This is a genomic window from Thermohahella caldifontis, assembly GCF_041153465.1.
GTDB lineage: Bacteria > Pseudomonadota > Gammaproteobacteria > Pseudomonadales > Oleiphilaceae > Thermohahella > Thermohahella caldifontis.
Map to the genome: position 1 here is coordinate 1812172 of NZ_CP154858.1, position 16592 is coordinate 1828763.

Genomic DNA, 16592 nt, shown 5'->3' on the forward strand with positions numbered 1-16592 from the left:
ATGAAAAATGTTCTGTTCATTCACTCAAGTCCCATGCTGGAACAATCCAGCTCTCGTGAACTGGCGGCACATTTCAGAAGTCGCCTGCTCGAAGCTCGTCCGGATGCACAGGTCACCGAACGGGATCTGGTGCGTCACCCCTTGCCCCATATCGATCAGGCCATGATCGCCAGCTATTACACCGCCCCCGAACAACGCTCGGCCGAGCAGAAGGAGGTGATTGCCACCTCAGAAGCGCTCGTGGACGAGCTTCTGGCTGCAGATACCGTGGTGATCAGCACCCCCATGCACAATTTCACCATCCCCTCCGGGCTGAAGGCGTGGATTGACCATGTTGCCCGCGTGGGACGAACATTCAAGTACACGGAAAACGGCCCGGTGGGGCTGGCGCAAGGCAAGAAAGTCTTTGTGCTGGCGGCATCCGGTGGCGACTACCGTGAAGGCAGTGCCGCGGCGGCCATGAACCATCTGGACCCCTACCTGAAAACGATCCTGGGCTTTCTGGGCATGACCGACGTGACCTTTATTCATGCCTGGGGCATGGCTTCGGGATCGGCCGGTCTGGATGCCGCCAAAGCCGAGATTGATGCGCTGTTCACCAAGGCATGAGCGATGCGCCGCGGGCGGCAAGGAATGCGAAGGAAACGGCCGAACTCATTTGTTCAGGGACAGGGAAGGCCCTGATTGCACACAAAACCGTTTCGGCCGGGGAACAGGATGGTGGGCCCACCAGGACTTGAACCTGGGACCAAGGGATTATGAGTCCCCTGCTCTGACCAACTGAGCTATAGGCCCACTGGAAAGCGGGCGCCAATTATACCCACGGACGGGCACTGGCGCCAGCCCTTGAAATGATTACTCGTCCAGGAACGAACGCAGGTGATCGGAGCGGCTCGGATGACGCAGCTTGCGCAGCGCCTTGGCTTCGATCTGACGGATCCGCTCACGGGTCACGTCAAACTGCTTGCCCACCTCTTCCAGGGTATGATCCGTATTCATCTCGATTCCGAAGCGCATGCGCAGCACCTTGGCCTCGCGGGCAGTGAGCCCGGCCAGTACGCGCCGTGTTGCTTCCTTGAGACCTTCAACGGTCGCCACATCCACCGGTGACAGGGAGTTGCTGTCCTCGATGAAGTCCCCCAGATGGGAATCCTCATCGTCCCCGATGGGTGTTTCCATGGAGATGGGCTCCTTGGCGATCTTCAGCACCTTGCGCACCTTGTCTTCGGGCATGTCCATGCGGTGTGCCAGCTCTTCCGGCGTCGGTTCGCGGCCCATTTCCTGGAGCATCTGCCGGGAAATGCGGTTGAGCTTGTTGATCGTTTCGATCATGTGCACCGGAATCCGGATGGTCCGGGCCTGATCCGCAATGGAACGGGTGATGGCCTGCCGGATCCACCAGGTGGCGTAGGTGGAGAACTTGTAGCCGCGGCGGTACTCGAACTTGTCCACGGCCTTCATCAGGCCGATGTTACCTTCCTGAATCAGGTCCAGGAATTGCAGACCGCGGTTGGTGTATTTCTTGGCGATGGAGATAACCAGACGCAGGTTGGCCTCGACCATTTCCTTCTTGGCACGGCGGGCCTTCGCTTCACCAATCGACACGCGACGGTTGATGTCCTTGAGTTCGGACACGGGCAGGCCGGTCTGCTGCTCGATCATCAGAATACGACGCTGGAGGCGCTGAATTTCCTCGGCATTCTCCGCAACCTTCGGGCCCCATTCGGTGCCGTTGTCCGCCAGGCTCTGCACCCAGTCCATATTGGTTTCATTGCCGGGGAACTCCCGGATGAAGTGCTTGCGCGGCATACCACACTGACGGATGCAGATATTCATGATCTGCCGCTCGTAGTTGCGGATGGTATCGTTGGTATCGCGAACAGCCGCAACCAACCGGTCAAACTGCTTCTGGGCCAGCTTGATGGAGGCAAATACCTCGCTCACGTGCTCCATGGCCTCACGGGCCTGCGGCGAGTCCGGGCCATGTTCTTCAGCCGCCTTCAGCGCGGCTTCCCAGGCATTCTCCAGTTGAGTGAAACGTTGACGCGCCTCCTCCGGGTCCGGGCCGCCATCGGTGTCGGCGTCATCATCCGAATCGTCATCGTCCTCGTCGTCATCATCGTCATCTTCCGCAACAGCGACTTCGGGCAATTCGGGTTCAGGCGCGTCTTCCGGTACCTCTGCCACGGGATCCAGGAAGCCGGTGATGACTTCACTCAGACGACCACCATCTTCTTCAAGGGTTTCCTTGTAGGCACTGAGAATGCTTTCCACGGTGCCCGGGAAAAACACCAGCGCGGCCATAACATCGCGCAGGCCTTCCTCGATACGCTTGGCAATCTGGATTTCGCCCTCGCGGGTGAGCAGCTCCACCGTGCCCATTTCGCGCATGTACATGCGCACCGGGTCGGTTGTCCGCCCCACATCGCTTTCCACAGCAGCCAGTGCTGCGGCCGCTTCTGCAGCATCCGCATCATCAGCGGAGTCCCCGTCCGTGAGGAGCAGGGTATCGGCATCCGGTGCTTCTTCGCACACCATGATGCCCATGTCATTGATCATGCGGATAATGTCTTCCACCTGATCCGGGTCTGCGATATCCTCTGGCAGGTGGTCATTGACCTCGGCGTAGGTCAGATAGCCTTGTTCCTTGCCACGGGCAATCAGCTCTTTCAAGCGAGACTTCTGGGTATTTTCGGACATAGTCACCCTATACGTCGTTCTGGTGGCGTCAAAGTGTAAAAATCAAACAGACATTATAGCCTGTCAGGGTTTTACCCGCTAGCCAGCCTTACATGGGGGCTGGCAGCCCAGTTTCAACCCGTTCGGGGTCAGTGGGCACGCGCGAGGCGTGCCTTGTCTTCCATCAGCCTGACAAGACGTGTCTTCAGCTCCGGATCATCCGGTCGTTCACGCAGCGATTGCTGTACATGCTCAAAGGAGACATCCAGGTACTTGCGCTGATAGGCCAACACCGCATCCCGCACGAGCCGTTCCAGCAAGCCGGGATCCGGCTCAATCTCCAGGCCGGCCAGAAGCGCCTGCCAGGCCTTTCTCAGCCCGGGCCGTGTGCACAGGGCCCAGGCCAGTTCTTCTTCGGTATCAATGTCGTTCTCCAGCATCCAGCGCACACAGCGCTGCAGCCGCTTGTCCTTCTCATCCCGCAGGGTGAGATGCGCGAGGGGCTCGGCGAGACGCACAAGATCAGGCCGGCTGGCCAGTGCCCAGGCCACCTGGGCCGCACCGAAGTTATTGGCAGATGCGGCCACGGTCACATTGCCCCCCCGGCCCGCCCGCTCCCGGTCCGCACGGCTCCGGGTGCGCTCACGCAACGCTTCCCAGAGGCCATTTCTGAGTACCGGTGCCTCTCGGTTATCCTTCATGCGTGCCAGCATTTCCCGCCCCCGGCGGTTGAACTCTCCGCGCTGCTCCGGCACGCTCAGGTCCAGGTCTGCCGCGAGCCGGTCGAACAGAAATGCAGACAGGGGCTGAGCCTCCGAAAGCAGCGCCTCAAACGCGTCGCCACCGATACGGCGTACCAGGGTATCCGGGTCATCCCCGTCCGGCAGGACCAGAAAGCGGATCTGATCGCCGTCCTTCAGCAGCGGCAGAATGTTCGCCAACGCCTTGTCGGCCGCCTTGAGGCCCGCCGGATCCCCATCAAAACAGAACACCAGGTGACGACTGTGTGTCAGGAGCTGGTTGAGGTTGTCTTCGTTCGTCGCCGTGCCCATGGTGGCCACGGCACCCGCCACCCCATGCTGCAGCAGGCTGATGACATCCAGATAGCCTTCCACCACGAGCAGACGATCCAGCTGGCGGAATCGCTGCCTGTTTTCCCAGAGTCCGTAAAGTACCTGGCTCTTGTGAAATACGGGGCTTTCCGGCGAGTTGATGTACTTGCTGCGGTCATCTCCCAGTGTCCGCCCGCCAAATCCGACAATGCGGCCCCGCGTATCCCGAATGGGGAACATGAGCCGATAGCTGAACAGGTCAAACAGATCCGCTTCACGCCGGATCAGCAGCCGTACCTGCTCTGCAGCCGGCTTGAGGGCCGGATTGAGCCGTCGCGTCAGAAAGGCCCGATCCGCCGGCGCCTCCCCCAGACCAAAGAGCTCTGCAGTCGCCTCGTCCACACCACGACGGGCAAGATACCGGGCGCCTTCGCCTTCCGGGTGCGACAACAGGTACTCCCGATACACGGACTGGGCAACGGACAGCACGTCGAAAAGCGGCTTGCGCTCGTCCATGCGGCGCTGTACCGCTTCATCCCGCGGCACCTCCAGCCCCAGGCGCCTGGCCAGCACTTCCACGGCTTCAACAAAGGACAGGTGATCCAGCTCGCGCAAGAGCGCAATGGCGTCGCCGTGGGCACCACAGCCGTAACAGTGATAGTGCTGGGGATGAGCCTGGTGATAGACGTGGAAGGAGGGGGTCTTTTCGTCGTGAAAAGGACAGCAACCGGTCAGGGTGGCACCCGACTTCTTCAGCGACATGCGTTCACGAAGAAGTCCCGGAAGGTCCGTCCGCTCAAGTATCGTGTCAATGAAGCTCTGCGGAATGGCGCCTGCCATGGAACCTGCCTGGCCCGGTTGAGAGCCGAAGGGGGGCAGTTCAGCCCCCCAGCGACGATTTGACGAGTTTGCTGACTTCCGTCATGTCGGCACGTCCCTGCACCTGCGGCTTGAGCTGCGCCATGACCTTGCCCATGTCTCTCATGCTGCTCGCGCCCGTGGACGCAATCGCATCACTCACCAGCGCAGCCAGCGCATCCGCTGACAGCGGCTGAGGCATGAATTCCTGGATCACGGCCATTTCGGCCTCTTCGATCTCGGCAAGATCTGTCCGCCCCGCCTTCCGGTATTGCATGGCCGAATCCTTGCGCTGCTTGACCATCTTGTCGAGAATGGCGAGCACGGCGGCATCATCCGCCTCCTGTTGCGAATCCACTTCGACGCGCTTGATGTCAGCCATGATCAGACGAAACGCAGACAGGCGCGCCTTGTCACGCGCCCGCATGGCATCTTTCACGGCATCTGAAATCTGTTCTTTCAGTGCCATTGGACTGCTCCGGAAAGCCTTGGAGGCAACGCTCAGTACAGGCGTTCGAACTTGCGCTGTTCGCGCTGCAGCTTCTTGGCGTGACGCTTGATGGCAGCAGCCAGCTTGCGCTTGCGACGCGCAGTCGGCTTTTCATAGAATTCACGACGGCGCACTTCAGAGAGGACACCGGCTTTCTCACAGGCACGCTTGAAGCGACGCAGCGCCACGTCAAATGGTTCGTTCTCTTTTACTTTAACCGCAGGCATTCAGTCTGTTCTCTTTGTCTGGTTGAACACAAACATCCATCAAATCGTTCAGCAAAACTGCTGAGGGCGGGCATTCTATACCCTGGATTGATCAATGTAAAGCCAAACCACGGCCTGCCGGCACGCTTCCGTGCATGTGCAAGAGGGCGCTCCAGACAATCGGGCATGAGGCACCGGACACCCACCGCCCGCGTGACCGGGAAGAAGTCGCCCCCGGCCCGGTTGGCGTCAGCACCACGGCCGGGCGGTTGTCCTGTAAAAATGCACAGGATTGTGTCGTTAGCCGTTGCGTGTCACAGTTCTGTCACGGTTCCCTCATAGAGTCAGGATCGTTCACAGACACAACGGAGAAAACAACATGAAGAAGCGTGTGGTAACGATACTTTGCAGTGCCCTGCTCGGGCTGTCCGTCAACGCACAGGCCGAAGAGGTCCTGCGTCTGCTCACCTGGAAAGGCTATGCACCGCAACCGCTGGTGGAGAAATTCGAGAAGCAGACAGGCATAAAGGTGGAAGTCACCTACTCCAACAACGAGGAGATGATTGCCAAACTGCGGGCCACTCGTGGTGCCGGCTTCGATCTGGCTCAGCCCAGCCAGGATCGCATTGCATCCGTCCAGGCCAAGTTCCGGCTGTACCAGCCCATTGACTACAGCAAGGTCAAGACGGACCAGATCGTACCGTCCATGCTGGAGGCGGTGAAGAAAAATACCCGCGTCAAGGATGCCTCCTACGCCGTGCCCTTTGCCTATGGCACCTCGGGCCTGATCGTCAACAAAAAGGAGGCACCGGGCGCAAATGACTATACCGCACTGCTCGACCCGACCTACAAGGGTCGCATCAGCTACCGGCTCAAGCGTCCGACACTGATCGCGATGGCTTTCGCCCTGGGTGACGATCCTTTCGCCAAGTACAGCGATCCGGACGCATACAAGCAGCTGATGGAAAAGGTCCGCGACAAGCTGATCGAGGCCAAGCCGCTGGTGAAGAACTACTGGTCCAACGGTGATGCCCTGCTGGAAATGATGCGCAGCGGCGAAGTGACGGTCGCCATGGGTTGGGACAACGGTGGCTGGAAACTGCACGCAGAAAACCCGGATATCGACTTCGTAGCCCCCAGGAGTGGTGCGCTGGGCTGGATCGACACCTTTGCCATTCCGGCCAAATCCAGGAATGTTGAGGCCGCCTACCAGTGGATCAATTTCATGCTGGAACCCGAGAATGCAGCCTTCTTCACCAATCAGGAAAAATACGGCACCGCCTCTCGTGATGCCGTAAAATATCTGGATCCTGAAATCCGCGCCAACTTTGAGCGCTCCTTCAGTCAGGCGGATATCGACAATATCAAGTGGTACCCGCCCGTACCGGCAAAAATCGAGCAGATCGAAGGCAAGATTCTCGATCAGATCAAGTCGGCTCGCTGAGCCTCCCTGCAGATCTTTCTGCACTGACCTGACCAGGCGGGTGAGCCCGCCTGGTTGACGACAAACAAGGGACAAGAATGACGGCTGTTCTTGAACTCAGAAACCTGACCCGAAAATTCGGCGATTTCATTGCCGTGAACGATCTGTCCCTAGAGGTGGAAGAAGGCAGTTTCTTCTCCATTCTGGGACCCTCGGGCTGCGGCAAGACCACACTGCTGCGCATGATCGCCGGTTTTCAGGCCCCCTCGTCCGGCGACATCCTGATCCGTGGACAATCTGTCCTGAATGTGCCGCCCAACAAGCGCCCGGTCAATCTGGTGTTTCAGCATCTGGCGCTCTTTCCCATGATGAATGTGGCGGAAAACATTGCCTTCGGTCTCAAGCGCCGCAAGGTACCGGCCCCCGAACGGCGCCGGCGCGTCGAGTCCATTCTGGAACGGGTGGGTCTGGCAGGCTTTGGTGAGAAGCGCATCGATCAGCTCTCTGGCGGTCAGCGTCAACGTGTGGCCATCGCCCGGGCACTGGTTCTGGAACCGTCCATACTGCTGCTGGATGAACCTCTGGGCGCGCTGGATCTGAAACTGCGCGAACACATGAAGATTGAACTCAAGAAACTCCAGGCCCAGGTCGGAACGACTTTTGTGTACATCACCCACGACCAGTCAGAAGCGCTGGTGATGTCCGATCGCGTGGCCGTCATGAACGGGGGTCGCTTCGAACAGGTCGGCACCCCGCGGGCGCTTTACGATCAGCCGGCAACCCGGTTTGTGGCCGGTTTTGTCGGAGAGAGCAACCGGTTTGAAGGCACACTGGATGCCCAGGGCATTTTTCAGGCACGGGACGGTCTGACACTGCACGTCGCCCCCCGCCCCGGAACACTGCCGGGCAACGCGGAACTGTTCGTCCGGCCCGAGGCCATTTTGCTGGAGCCCGACAATACGCTGGACACGCTGAACCGGTTCCGCATCCGGGTGAAAAACGTGATCTTCGACGGCTCCAACACCCGGGTACTGGCCGATGTGGAGGGCACCGGCCATGAGATCGTGATTGCCCTGCCCCAGAACAGCCGCTTTGCCCATATCGGGCCGGGCAGCCGGGTGGAGGCAGGCGTGGCAGCGGAGGATTGCAGGTGCTTTCCGGCATGACCAATCAACGCCGTCTGGGCCTCTGGCTGCTGCTGATGCCCGTACTGCTCTGGCTGGTGCTGCTGATCGTGGTGCCCCATATCGAATTGTTCATCATGTCACTGAAGACGGAGGATGACTGGGGAGAACCGGTGTGGAGCCTGGCCAACTACCGCCACTTCTTCGAGGAGCGGCTGTACTGGGTGACCTTCCTGCGCACCGCCCTGTATTCTCTGCTGGTGACAGTGCTCACCTTCCTGGTCACCTTCCCGGTGGCATTCTACATTACCAAACTGGCACGCCCCCGAGCCGGCATGGCGCTGATGATCCTACTGCTCATGCCCTTCTGGGTGAGCGAGCTGGTGCGCGTGTACGGCTGGATGATCCTGCTTCGGGAAAGCGGCGTGATCAACCATTTCCTGATCAGCCTGGGCATTCTGGAAAAGCCGGTGGAAATGCTCTACAACGACGCCAGCATGCTGCTGGGACTGGTCTATACCTCCATGCTGTTCATGGCGGTGCCGCTGATCTCGTCTCTGGAAGGCATGGATGACAGCCTGATCGAGGCAGCCCATGATCTGGGCGCCTCCAAGTGGGTCATCTTTACCCGGATTGTGATTCCCTACGCCGCACCGGGTATTACATCAGGTTCCATTGTGGTCTTCATGCTGACACTTGGCAACTACCTCACCCCCAATCTGATGGGGGGCAAGAACTCGCTCTGGTTCACCGAGCAGATCTACAACCAGTTTATCGCCAGCTTCAACTGGAACCAGGGCGCAGCCTTCGGCTTCCTGCTGCTGTTGCTGTCGTCCCTGATGGTCTGGCTCGGACTGAAGCTGTCCGGACAATCTCTCGGGAAGGTCGCCTCATGATCCGGTCACTCCCCGCTTCACGCACCTACCGCTGGGGCATGACTGCCTATGTGGTCCTGTTCTACATCTTTCTGTTCGCACCGCTGGTCATCACCTGTGTGCTGGCATTCAATGACTCCGACTTTCCATCGCTGCCATGGAAGGGCTTTACACTGGACTGGTTTGTCGGCGATACCCATCCGCGAATCGGCATCTTTCATGATGAGAACAATCTCGCCAGCATCTGGGTCAGCATCCAGACCGCATTCTGGGTGTCGCTGATCTCGCTGACCCTGGGCACCATGGCGGCACTGCTGTTCGAGCAGGAAAACTTCCGTTTCAAGCCCTTCCTGTATTATCTGGCGCTGACGCCACTGGTGATCCCGGGCGTGATTCTGGGCATCTCCATACTGCTGACCGCCAACTCCGCAGGCCTCTGGTTCGAGGAGCGTCTGGGGCTGGATATCCCGATTCTGCGGCCCAGTTTCTGGCTGGTGGTGGTGGGCCAGACGGCCTTCGTGACGACCTTTGTCCTGCTGGTCGTTTCGGCGCGTCTGCGCAAGCTGGATCCCAGTCTGGCCGAGGCGGCGATGAACCTGGGCGCCAACCGCTGGCAGGTGTTCTGGCTGATCACGCTGCCGTATCTGCGCCCGGCCATGATCGGCTCCGGCGCGGTCGCTTTCCTGATGAGTTTCGAGAACTTCAACACCACCCTGTTTCTGGTGGGATCGGATACGACACTGCCCATCAATCTCTATCTGCAGGTACGCGATGGCAGCACACCGGTCATCAATGCGATCTCCTTCCTGATGATCGTGGGCACGTCGCTGTTGGGAATGGTCAATCTGGCGATGCAGCGGCGCAGGGCGTCATGAGCACCCCTTGTCCGGCACGGCCTGTCTTGCAATCCGGGCCGGACAGGGTGTACAGTAGCCGCCATGCATCCAGAGCAGGACTGACGTCCTCACCAACCTGCCTCGCCTGGGCAAGGTGGTGTCCGCTTACGGCGGAGATGTGGCCAACCTGGCAACCAAGCAGGTGCCCACCGCGTCAGTTCTCTCTCGTCATGGACCTGCGAGGAGAACACATCCGATGACTGATCTGATCACCCTTTCCGGACTCTGCGAGACACCGGTCAGCGAGCCCCTTGAAGTGCTGCACACCCTTTACGAGTGCCCCCTGTACGTCTGGAGCGCCAGTGCGCACGGCAGAACCTGGCTCTACGTGGAATACCGGGACGGCAGGGGCGCCAGCCGTTACGCCTGTTTCAGATTTGCACAGGCGGACGAGGTGATGACCTTCATCGAACAACTGCTGCCCACCGAATCCCTGGCAGGCATTGATCCGGAGGCCACCCGAGAGCGGCCTATTGCAGCGTCTGCGCGCCGGGCACGAGCCTGAGCACCCGGTTGTACTGCTTCTCTGCCGCCGCATCACTCAGTGGCATGGGACGGTTGCCCGGCTTCAACCATACGGCGATCCCGTCATCGTAATGGGGGCTGGCCGGGTTGCCGCTCTGCCCGCCACTGTTGATCACATGCAAAGGATCCGGCTGAGAGAAGTCCACGATCAGCCGCATGGCCGGGATGTTCCAGACATCGAAGCTCTCTCCGGTGGAGTGGCCGGCCACATTGACCGTGTTGCGATCGCCTCCGGCAGGATAGGGTCCGCGATCCAGAAAGTCGGTCAGCGCGCCCAGTGCCAGCTGCTCACCTTCACTGAGCCAGGGACGGAACTGGCTGGCGCCGCTTTTCCAGGTGTAGGTGTGCAACTGTCCCCACTGCCAGCGCGCCTGATCCTCGCCCAGTGTCTGCGTCAGCCAGGGCTCGATGCGGGCCAGTGCCCGCGCCAGGATGGTCCATTTGGTTTCCGCTTCCGGCGTGCGGATGTCATCCCAGAAGGGGCTGTCTTCACGTCCCAGCAAATGATCCTGCTGGGCGGAATAGGCCAGACCGCCGGTAAACACCAGTGACTGCCAGGCCGGCGTATCCAGCCCCAGCTCGTCGCCGAAGGTTTCCCGCATCATCAGATGTTCGAATACTCCCCAGTACAGTGCTTCACTGCTTTCCGGCGTCATCACCCCGTCAAAGTTGAGAATCTGACGCAACGCCGATTCCGCATGGGCCCGCTCCCTTTCCGGCAGCGCCAGAATGGCCTGCGCCAGGGCACGGCTGACCGCTGGTGTCTGCCACTGCTGCTGTATCTTGCCGACCAGCACGTTTTTACGGTCAAACTGAAGCTGCTCGGTGGAGGCCAGAGTCTGACGATCATTGGCCGCCAGCACTTCATTGATGCGCTCGAAACGCTCCGGATAATACCAGCTCGAGCTCATCACGAACCCGGGGTCACGAACCGTGCGGTGGTTGGCGGTGGCAAGATAGCCCTGCTCCGGGTCCCAGGCTGCGGGCTGCTGCGCCACGTCCACCCAACCCTGCCAGTCATATTCGCCTGTCCAGCCCGGCGAGGGGAAATGTCCCGTCCCCTTGCCCCGGATCGGGTAGCGGCCGGTCACCTGCCAGCCGATGTGATCCCGGTCGCCATAAACCAGATTCAGGTGAATGAAGCGGATACCCCGGACAATCTCCCGCGCTTCTTTCGCAGAGCGCGCCAGCCCCAGCCGAAGTACCGCTTCCATGGTCCGGTCCGGCACCTCACTGGTCTGACTCACGGCCAGACCATAGCGCGATGCGGTGGGTACCGGCAGCAACGGGTTGACACGGTCACCCGCCACGGCTTCATTCAGCAGCGGGCCGTGACGGGTACGACGCAGGGTACGGCGCACCGGCTCGTCCTGTCCGCGTACGTGAAACACTTCTTCCCGGGTGGCCACCGGCTCCCACGTACCCTGCCAGAGCGCCTCCCAGCGGCCGTTTTCAAAGCGCAGCTTTTCCAGAAACACATCCTGACTGTCGGCCATGACCATGGTCATGCCCCAACCCACATGGCCATTGCTGCCGGCCACGATACCGGGAATCCCGGCCAGGGCAATCCCGCCGGCACTGTATTCCGGTGTCCGCACCTGCATCAGCATCCACAGAGGCGGATGTTCAAGCAGAAGATGCGTATCGTTGGCGACAATGGACGCGCCGCCAGCCGTTCTGCCAGGTGCAACGGCCCAGTTGTTGGAGGCCGCCATGCCTGAACTGAGCCCCTGTGTCTGGAGCTGGCCGGCAAGGGTCTGCAGAGCCGTGGCATCCCGGGCCAGCGCCTGCAGGTTCAAACCGGACAGCTTGGCCGCTTCGGCGTGATCAATGGGTTCATCCGGATAGATGGGCAGCAGCCAGGCAGCCTTGTCCACCCCCACCTTCGCGGCCAGATTGATGAACGCCAGCTCTTCCTGCAGGTTCACGCCCAATCCAAGATTGATGAGCGCGAAAATGTCACAGGCGTTTTCCGCTTTCCAGGGTTCGGGCTGATACCCGGCCAGGGCCACGCCAAACGGCATGCGGTCACGATGATCCGCCATCCAGGCATTGACCCCGTCGGCGAAATCTCCCAGCAGTTCGCGCATGTCGGGCGACAGCGCCTGACACTGGCGCATGGCAATCTCGTGAACGCCCAGCGTGCGCATGTACACATCCATGTTCAGCGCCACGGGCCCGGCCAGCTCCGCCAGCCGACCCTGAGCCACCAGAACAAAATTCAGCATCTGCTCAAAACGGTCAGACGCCATGACCCAGCCCGTCGCACGTGACAGATCCCTCAGATTCTCCGCTTCGATCCGGGGAATACCCAGCTCATCGCGACGCACCGTGACCGGTGCAGACAGCCCGGGCAGTGTCAGTTGCCCGGTTTCCGGATCCAGCGAGTCCTGCGCCAGTTGCTGCAGGAGCGCCGTCCGCTGCGTCCACAGCCCCATCAGCAGGGCCACCACCACGAACATGACCAGTGTCATGCGAAACCGTCTGACCATTTCCTGTTCTCCAAACATGAGCATTGATCACGTTATAATATGATCATTGATCAGATTTTGCTACACTTGATTTCAGGAACATCATCACAGGCCCGACAACATGACATCGTCCCTCTCCCCTCGCCGCAAACCTGCCCAGTCCCGCAGCCGCAAGCGGGTGGATGCCATCCTCAGTGCCGTGGTGCGGCTGGTGGTGGACAAGGGCTATGCACAGGTCTCCATGCGGGAAGTGGCACGGGAGCTGGGCATTCCCATCAGTTCGCTCTATCAGTATTTCCCCTCCAAGGAAGCCATTGCCGCTGCGCTGGCAGATCACTACATGGGGGAATTGCACCGCCTGCTGCCGGGAACCCTGGCACGACTGGATCTGAAGACACCAACGGGAGAGCTGATCGCGGCCGGTGTCGGGGCCATTGTGGATGCCTACTGGCAGTATTACCGCGCCCACCCGGAACTGCCGGCGCTCTGGGCCGCCTGCCAGGCCGACCCGGCACTCCAGGCGCGTGACCGTGCGCAATGCGAGAATCAGGCCCGCGATCTGGCCCGGCTCATGGCGGCCCATGCCCGCAGACCCGCAGACGACCCCGACTTGCTTGCCCATGCGCGCTGGTGTGTCGAAACGCTGGGCGCCACCCTGAGGCGTGCCATCACACTGCCGGAAAGCGAAGCCTGCGCGTTATTGGGTGTCTGCCGGCAGCAACTCGCGAGCGCATTGACTGCACTCGCGCAACGGTATAATAAGTGACCTGACACACAGGAATACAAATCGTAACAGAGATTTCCCCGGATCGGCCCGCCTCCCTCGTCCAAATGGATGTTTCTGGGGTATACTCGGGCGAGCAAGAATAAAAAGAAGCGAGCATGGATAACGAAGAACCCCGAACCGCACCGGCTGCCCTGCGTGAACTCGTGGAGGGTGATGCGCGCGTCATCCGCATACTCCACGCCCTGTGCTGGGCAGGGGTCGTCACGCTCGTCGGCATCGGCACCAAGGCCTGGTTTTCCGGGCATCATGTCTATGGGGTATCGCTCTACCTCTTCGCTGTCGCCCTGGCACTGAACGCCGTGGTTCACCACCACACGGCAAATGATACCCTGTTCAGAAACGCCTTCATCGGCATTGTGGGCATGCTGTTCTGCTATCTGGCCGCGTCAGGCGGGGAAAGCAACACCGGGATCCTGTGGCTCTATACCTTCCCGCCATTCGTGTTCTATCTGGTCGGTCTGCAACGCGGCCTGGTCATGATGGCCCTGATGATGGCGGTCGTGGTCATCGTGTTCCTGTTCCCCGACCTGCCCTTCGTCAAGGCCCGGTATGAGCCGGACTTCAAGATCCGCTTCCTGACGTCCATGGCATTTGTCACCACATTCTGCTACATCCTGGATGCCTCCCGGCGCAAGACCGGTGAGGAACTCATGGCCATGGCGAGCCTGTTTGAAAAGGCCTCGCGAACGGACGAGCTGACCCAACTGCCGAACCGGCGCGACATGCGTCAGCGCCTGGATCAGGAGTATTACCGCTACAAGCGCCATGGCCGCCATTTCTCCATCATTCTCCTGGATATCGACTTCTTCAAGAAGATCAACGATACCTACGGCCATGATGCAGGAGACTACGTCCTCGTGCGCTTTGCCGAGGTCCTGTCGCACAGCTGTCGCAAGCTGGACTCGGCCGCACGCTGGGGGGGCGAGGAGTTTCTGGTGCTGCTTCCGGATACCTCGCTGATCCAGGCCCTGGCACTGGCCGAGCGTCTGCGGGACACCGTCGAGAAGACCGCCTTTGTGTACAAGGGGCGGCGCATTCAGGTCACCACCAGTGCCGGCGTCTGCTCCATTGGTCAGACCAAGGACCTGGAAGCGCTGCTCAAGCAGGCGGACATCAATCTGTATCAGGCCAAGATCAAGGGGCGCAACCGCGTCATTCCCCCGGTACTGACCCGGTCCGGTGCCGACAATGACGGCACCAGCGGCTCAGCCTGACCGGGACAGCGATTCGTCATTCTGGTACACTGAAATACCCAACAAATTCAGACGGGTATTCGTTTCTCATGGCTGATGTTTACATCCTGTACGGCAGTGTCTATGGTTCGGCGCGCGACGCAGCGGAACAACTGGCACAGCACCTGCAATCCCGGGGCATTGATGCACAGCTTCTGACCACCGTGGACACGTCCACGCTGGAAAGCTCGGAGGCCCCGATCGTCATTGTCACTTCCACCACGGGCGCGGGCGACATCCCGGACAACCTGATGCCGTTTTATGCCTGGCTCCAGTCTTCCCCGAACATCTACCAGCGCCCCTACGCCCTGGCCGTTCTGGGTGACAGCAGCTACTTTGACACCTTCTGCGGCGCCGGTGAAAAGCTCAGGGCGGCACTGGACGACCTGGGTGCCCGTGAACTCGTGCCCATGCTGCAGGTGGACGCGCTGGAACATGCCGACCCGGTACCGCCGGTGCTGGCCTGGGCCGACGCACTGACCGCACAACTGGGTTTGTCAGCCTGACCGGGCTGGGCTACAGTACACTCTGGACTGAATCACACAAGGAGCCGGCAACACATGGAACTTTCAACTCTCGTACTGGGACTCATCGTCGTCATTGCCGTGGTCGTGGTGGCCAAGGGCGTGGTCGTGGTCCATCAGGGCTACGAATATACGGTCGAACACTTCGGCAAGTACACCCATACACTCGGGCCGGGCCTGCACTTCATCATGCCCTTTGTGAAGCGCATCGGCGCCAAGGTCAACATGATGGAAACGGTGCTCGACATTCCGGCACAGGAAGTCATCTCGAAGGACAACGCCACCATCATGGTGGATGGCGTCTGCTTCTTTCAGGTGGTGGATGCAGCCAAGTCCGCCTATGAGGTCAATGACCTGTACCGGGCCATCCAGAATCTGGTGATGACCAACCTGAGGACCGTCATGGGTTCGCTGGAGCTGGATCAGATGCTTTCGGAACGGGATACCATCAACGCCAAGCTGATGAGCGTGGTGGATCACGCCACGGATTCCTGGGGTGTCAAGATCACCCGTGTGGAAATCAAGGACATCCGCCCACCCCAGTCCATTACGGAAGCCATGTCCAAGCAGATGACCGCCGAGCGGGAAAAGCGGGCCCAGATTCTGGAAGCCGAAGGCTTGCGGCAGTCCGAGATCCTGAAGGCTGACGGCGAGAAGCAGGCGGCCATTCTCGAAGCGGAAGGCAAGCGGGAGGCGGCCTTCAAGGAAGCCGAAGCCCGCGAACGTCTGGCCGAGGCCGAGGCCAAGGCTACCCACATGGTGTCCCAGGCCATTGCCAAGGGCGATCTGAACGCCATCAACTACTTCGTGGCCCAGAAGTATGTGGAGGCACTGAAGGATATCGCCAGCGCCCCCAACGAGAAAGTGGTGTTCTTCCCCGTCGAGGCCTCCAAGGTCATGGGCGCCTTGGGCGGGATCGAGGAGCTGGTCAATTCCGTGCGCGGGAAGGACCGCTCATGACAGTGGAAATGCTGCTCGAAGGGCTCACCCGGTGGGAGTGGTGGGCCATAGCCGGCATCATCCTGCTTGTGGCCGAAGCCTTTTCCTCAACCGAATTTATGGTCTGGATCGGCCTCGCCGCGCTGACACTGGCGCTGATTGCTGCCAGTGTCGAGCCCCGCTGGGAAGTCAATCTGGTCCTCTTCTCCGGCCTGTCCTTCGTGTACACGCTCCTGGGCCGGCGCTACTGGCGCAAGGTGGGCAAGCACACCGACGATCCCACGCTCAATCATCGCAGCCTTGCCCTTGTTGGCCGCGTCTGCACGGTGGCAGAACGGGTGACGGAAGCCGAAGGGCGGGTGCGCGTGGGGGATACCACCTGGTCCGCGGTGGCTGCGCCGGGGAAGGGCCCCTTCGAACCGGGCACGGAAGTCCGGGTGATCGCTGCACGCGGCACCCTGCTGATCGTGGACGACAAGCCGGCCTGAACACGGACCGGCCAGCCCGGCCG

General features: G+C 60.5%; 16 protein-coding genes, 1 tRNA gene and 1 riboswitch. Of the genes, 11 read left to right on the forward strand and 6 right to left on the reverse strand.

Features of this window, described 5'->3' with window-relative positions:
• Nucleotides 1–609, forward strand: coding sequence for an FMN-dependent NADH-azoreductase (locus tag AAIA72_RS08805; protein WP_369599952.1), 609 nt, complete (start codon nucleotides 1–3; stop codon nucleotides 607–609).
• Between the two features lie 109 nt (nucleotides 610–718).
• On the opposite strand, the gene AAIA72_RS08810 is transcribed toward AAIA72_RS08805, so the two are convergent.
• The 5 genes from AAIA72_RS08810 to rpsU all read right to left on the reverse strand — a co-directional run bounded on the left by AAIA72_RS08810 (nucleotide 719) and on the right by rpsU (nucleotide 5306).
• A tRNA-Ile gene (locus AAIA72_RS08810) sits at nucleotides 719–795 on the reverse strand.
• A gap of 60 nt (nucleotides 796–855) precedes the next feature.
• Entirely contained in the window at nucleotides 856–2700 is a 1845-nt protein-coding gene (gene rpoD, locus AAIA72_RS08815) for an RNA polymerase sigma factor RpoD (RefSeq protein WP_369599953.1), read from the reverse strand.
• A 128-nt stretch (nucleotides 2701–2828) separates the two neighbouring features.
• Nucleotides 2829–4571, reverse strand: coding sequence for a DNA primase (gene dnaG / locus AAIA72_RS08820; RefSeq protein WP_369599954.1), 1743 nt, complete (start codon nucleotides 4569–4571; stop codon nucleotides 2829–2831).
• Nucleotides 4572–4611: 40 nt separating this feature from the next.
• Nucleotides 4612–5058: a GatB/YqeY domain-containing protein gene (locus tag AAIA72_RS08825; RefSeq protein WP_369599955.1), complete on the reverse strand. Its 447-nt coding sequence runs from the start codon at nucleotides 5056–5058 to the stop codon at nucleotides 4612–4614.
• Between the two features lie 32 nt (nucleotides 5059–5090).
• Nucleotides 5091–5306, reverse strand: a complete 216-nt coding sequence (rpsU, locus tag AAIA72_RS08830; protein ID WP_369599956.1) for a 30S ribosomal protein S21 — start codon at nucleotides 5304–5306, stop codon at nucleotides 5091–5093.
• Nucleotides 5307–5664: 358 nt separating this feature from the next.
• Between rpsU and AAIA72_RS08835 the strand changes: the two genes are divergently transcribed.
• From AAIA72_RS08835 to AAIA72_RS08855, 5 genes are all read left to right on the forward strand, one after another.
• Nucleotides 5665–6729, forward strand: coding sequence for an extracellular solute-binding protein (locus AAIA72_RS08835; RefSeq protein ID WP_369599957.1), 1065 nt, complete (start codon nucleotides 5665–5667; stop codon nucleotides 6727–6729).
• 77 nt (nucleotides 6730–6806) lie between these two features.
• A complete protein-coding gene (locus AAIA72_RS08840; protein WP_369599958.1) occupies nucleotides 6807–7874 on the forward strand; it encodes an ABC transporter ATP-binding protein in 1068 nt (355 codons plus the stop codon).
• Nucleotides 7871–8728 carry an ABC transporter permease gene (locus AAIA72_RS08845; RefSeq protein WP_369599959.1) on the forward strand — a complete coding sequence of 286 codons (858 nt, stop codon included), beginning with the start codon at nucleotides 7871–7873 and terminating at the stop codon, nucleotides 8726–8728. The genes AAIA72_RS08840 and AAIA72_RS08845 overlap by 4 nt, the downstream gene beginning before the upstream one ends.
• Nucleotides 8725–9582, forward strand: coding sequence for an ABC transporter permease (locus AAIA72_RS08850; RefSeq protein WP_369599960.1), 858 nt, complete (start codon nucleotides 8725–8727; stop codon nucleotides 9580–9582). Before AAIA72_RS08845 ends, AAIA72_RS08850 begins: the two co-directional genes overlap by 4 nt.
• A gap of 60 nt (nucleotides 9583–9642) precedes the next feature.
• A riboswitch (SAM-I-IV-variant riboswitch) is annotated at nucleotides 9643–9751 on the forward strand.
• A gap of 48 nt (nucleotides 9752–9799) precedes the next feature.
• Nucleotides 9800–10108: a hypothetical protein gene (locus AAIA72_RS08855; protein ID WP_369599961.1), complete on the forward strand. Its 309-nt coding sequence runs from the start codon at nucleotides 9800–9802 to the stop codon at nucleotides 10106–10108.
• Here the strand turns inward: AAIA72_RS08855 and AAIA72_RS08860 are convergent.
• A complete protein-coding gene (locus AAIA72_RS08860) occupies nucleotides 10074–12620 on the reverse strand; it encodes a penicillin acylase family protein (RefSeq protein WP_369599962.1) in 2547 nt (848 codons plus the stop codon). The two genes, AAIA72_RS08855 and AAIA72_RS08860, sit on opposite strands and share 35 nt — an antisense overlap.
• A gap of 100 nt (nucleotides 12621–12720) precedes the next feature.
• Between AAIA72_RS08860 and AAIA72_RS08865 the strand changes: the two genes are divergently transcribed.
• From AAIA72_RS08865 to AAIA72_RS08885, 5 genes are all read left to right on the forward strand, one after another.
• Nucleotides 12721–13365 carry a TetR/AcrR family transcriptional regulator gene (locus tag AAIA72_RS08865; protein ID WP_369599963.1) on the forward strand — a complete coding sequence of 215 codons (645 nt, stop codon included), beginning with the start codon at nucleotides 12721–12723 and terminating at the stop codon, nucleotides 13363–13365.
• A gap of 116 nt (nucleotides 13366–13481) precedes the next feature.
• Complete coding sequence (locus AAIA72_RS08870; protein WP_369599964.1) at nucleotides 13482–14600, forward strand: GGDEF domain-containing protein; 1119 nt, start codon at nucleotides 13482–13484, stop codon at nucleotides 14598–14600.
• 68 nt (nucleotides 14601–14668) lie between these two features.
• The gene (locus AAIA72_RS08875) at nucleotides 14669–15124 is read left to right on the forward strand and encodes a flavodoxin domain-containing protein (RefSeq protein WP_369599965.1); all 456 of its coding nucleotides are present in this window, start codon (nucleotides 14669–14671) and stop codon (nucleotides 15122–15124) included.
• A gap of 54 nt (nucleotides 15125–15178) precedes the next feature.
• A complete protein-coding gene (locus AAIA72_RS08880) occupies nucleotides 15179–16102 on the forward strand; it encodes an SPFH domain-containing protein (protein ID WP_369599966.1) in 924 nt (307 codons plus the stop codon).
• Nucleotides 16099–16569 carry an NfeD family protein gene (locus AAIA72_RS08885; protein WP_369599967.1) on the forward strand — a complete coding sequence of 157 codons (471 nt, stop codon included), beginning with the start codon at nucleotides 16099–16101 and terminating at the stop codon, nucleotides 16567–16569. Before AAIA72_RS08880 ends, AAIA72_RS08885 begins: the two co-directional genes overlap by 4 nt.
• Nucleotides 16570–16592: the final 23 nt, after the last annotated feature.

What these genes read in the sequence shown, in the direction of transcription:
- AAIA72_RS08805 (WP_369599952.1), top strand. Translation starts at nt 1, where the DNA reads ATGAAAAATGTTCTGTTCATTCACTCAAGTCCCATGCTGGAACAATCC.
- rpoD (WP_369599953.1), bottom strand. Translation starts at nt 2,700, where the DNA reads ATGTCCGAAAATACCCAGAAGTCTCGCTTGAAAGAGCTGATTGCCCGT.
- dnaG (WP_369599954.1), bottom strand. Translation starts at nt 4,571, where the DNA reads ATGGCAGGCGCCATTCCGCAGAGCTTCATTGACACGATACTTGAGCGG.
- AAIA72_RS08825 (WP_369599955.1), bottom strand. Translation starts at nt 5,058, where the DNA reads ATGGCACTGAAAGAACAGATTTCAGATGCCGTGAAAGATGCCATGCGG.
- rpsU (WP_369599956.1), bottom strand. Translation starts at nt 5,306, where the DNA reads ATGCCTGCGGTTAAAGTAAAAGAGAACGAACCATTTGACGTGGCGCTG.
- AAIA72_RS08835 (WP_369599957.1), top strand. Translation starts at nt 5,665, where the DNA reads ATGAAGAAGCGTGTGGTAACGATACTTTGCAGTGCCCTGCTCGGGCTG.
- AAIA72_RS08840 (WP_369599958.1), top strand. Translation starts at nt 6,807, where the DNA reads ATGACGGCTGTTCTTGAACTCAGAAACCTGACCCGAAAATTCGGCGAT.
- AAIA72_RS08845 (WP_369599959.1), top strand. Translation starts at nt 7,871, where the DNA reads ATGACCAATCAACGCCGTCTGGGCCTCTGGCTGCTGCTGATGCCCGTA.
- AAIA72_RS08850 (WP_369599960.1), top strand. Translation starts at nt 8,725, where the DNA reads ATGATCCGGTCACTCCCCGCTTCACGCACCTACCGCTGGGGCATGACT.
- AAIA72_RS08855 (WP_369599961.1), top strand. Translation starts at nt 9,800, where the DNA reads ATGACTGATCTGATCACCCTTTCCGGACTCTGCGAGACACCGGTCAGC.
- AAIA72_RS08860 (WP_369599962.1), bottom strand. Translation starts at nt 12,620, where the DNA reads ATGGTCAGACGGTTTCGCATGACACTGGTCATGTTCGTGGTGGTGGCC.
- AAIA72_RS08865 (WP_369599963.1), top strand. Translation starts at nt 12,721, where the DNA reads ATGACATCGTCCCTCTCCCCTCGCCGCAAACCTGCCCAGTCCCGCAGC.
- AAIA72_RS08870 (WP_369599964.1), top strand. Translation starts at nt 13,482, where the DNA reads ATGGATAACGAAGAACCCCGAACCGCACCGGCTGCCCTGCGTGAACTC.
- AAIA72_RS08875 (WP_369599965.1), top strand. Translation starts at nt 14,669, where the DNA reads ATGGCTGATGTTTACATCCTGTACGGCAGTGTCTATGGTTCGGCGCGC.
- AAIA72_RS08880 (WP_369599966.1), top strand. Translation starts at nt 15,179, where the DNA reads ATGGAACTTTCAACTCTCGTACTGGGACTCATCGTCGTCATTGCCGTG.
- AAIA72_RS08885 (WP_369599967.1), top strand. Translation starts at nt 16,099, where the DNA reads ATGACAGTGGAAATGCTGCTCGAAGGGCTCACCCGGTGGGAGTGGTGG.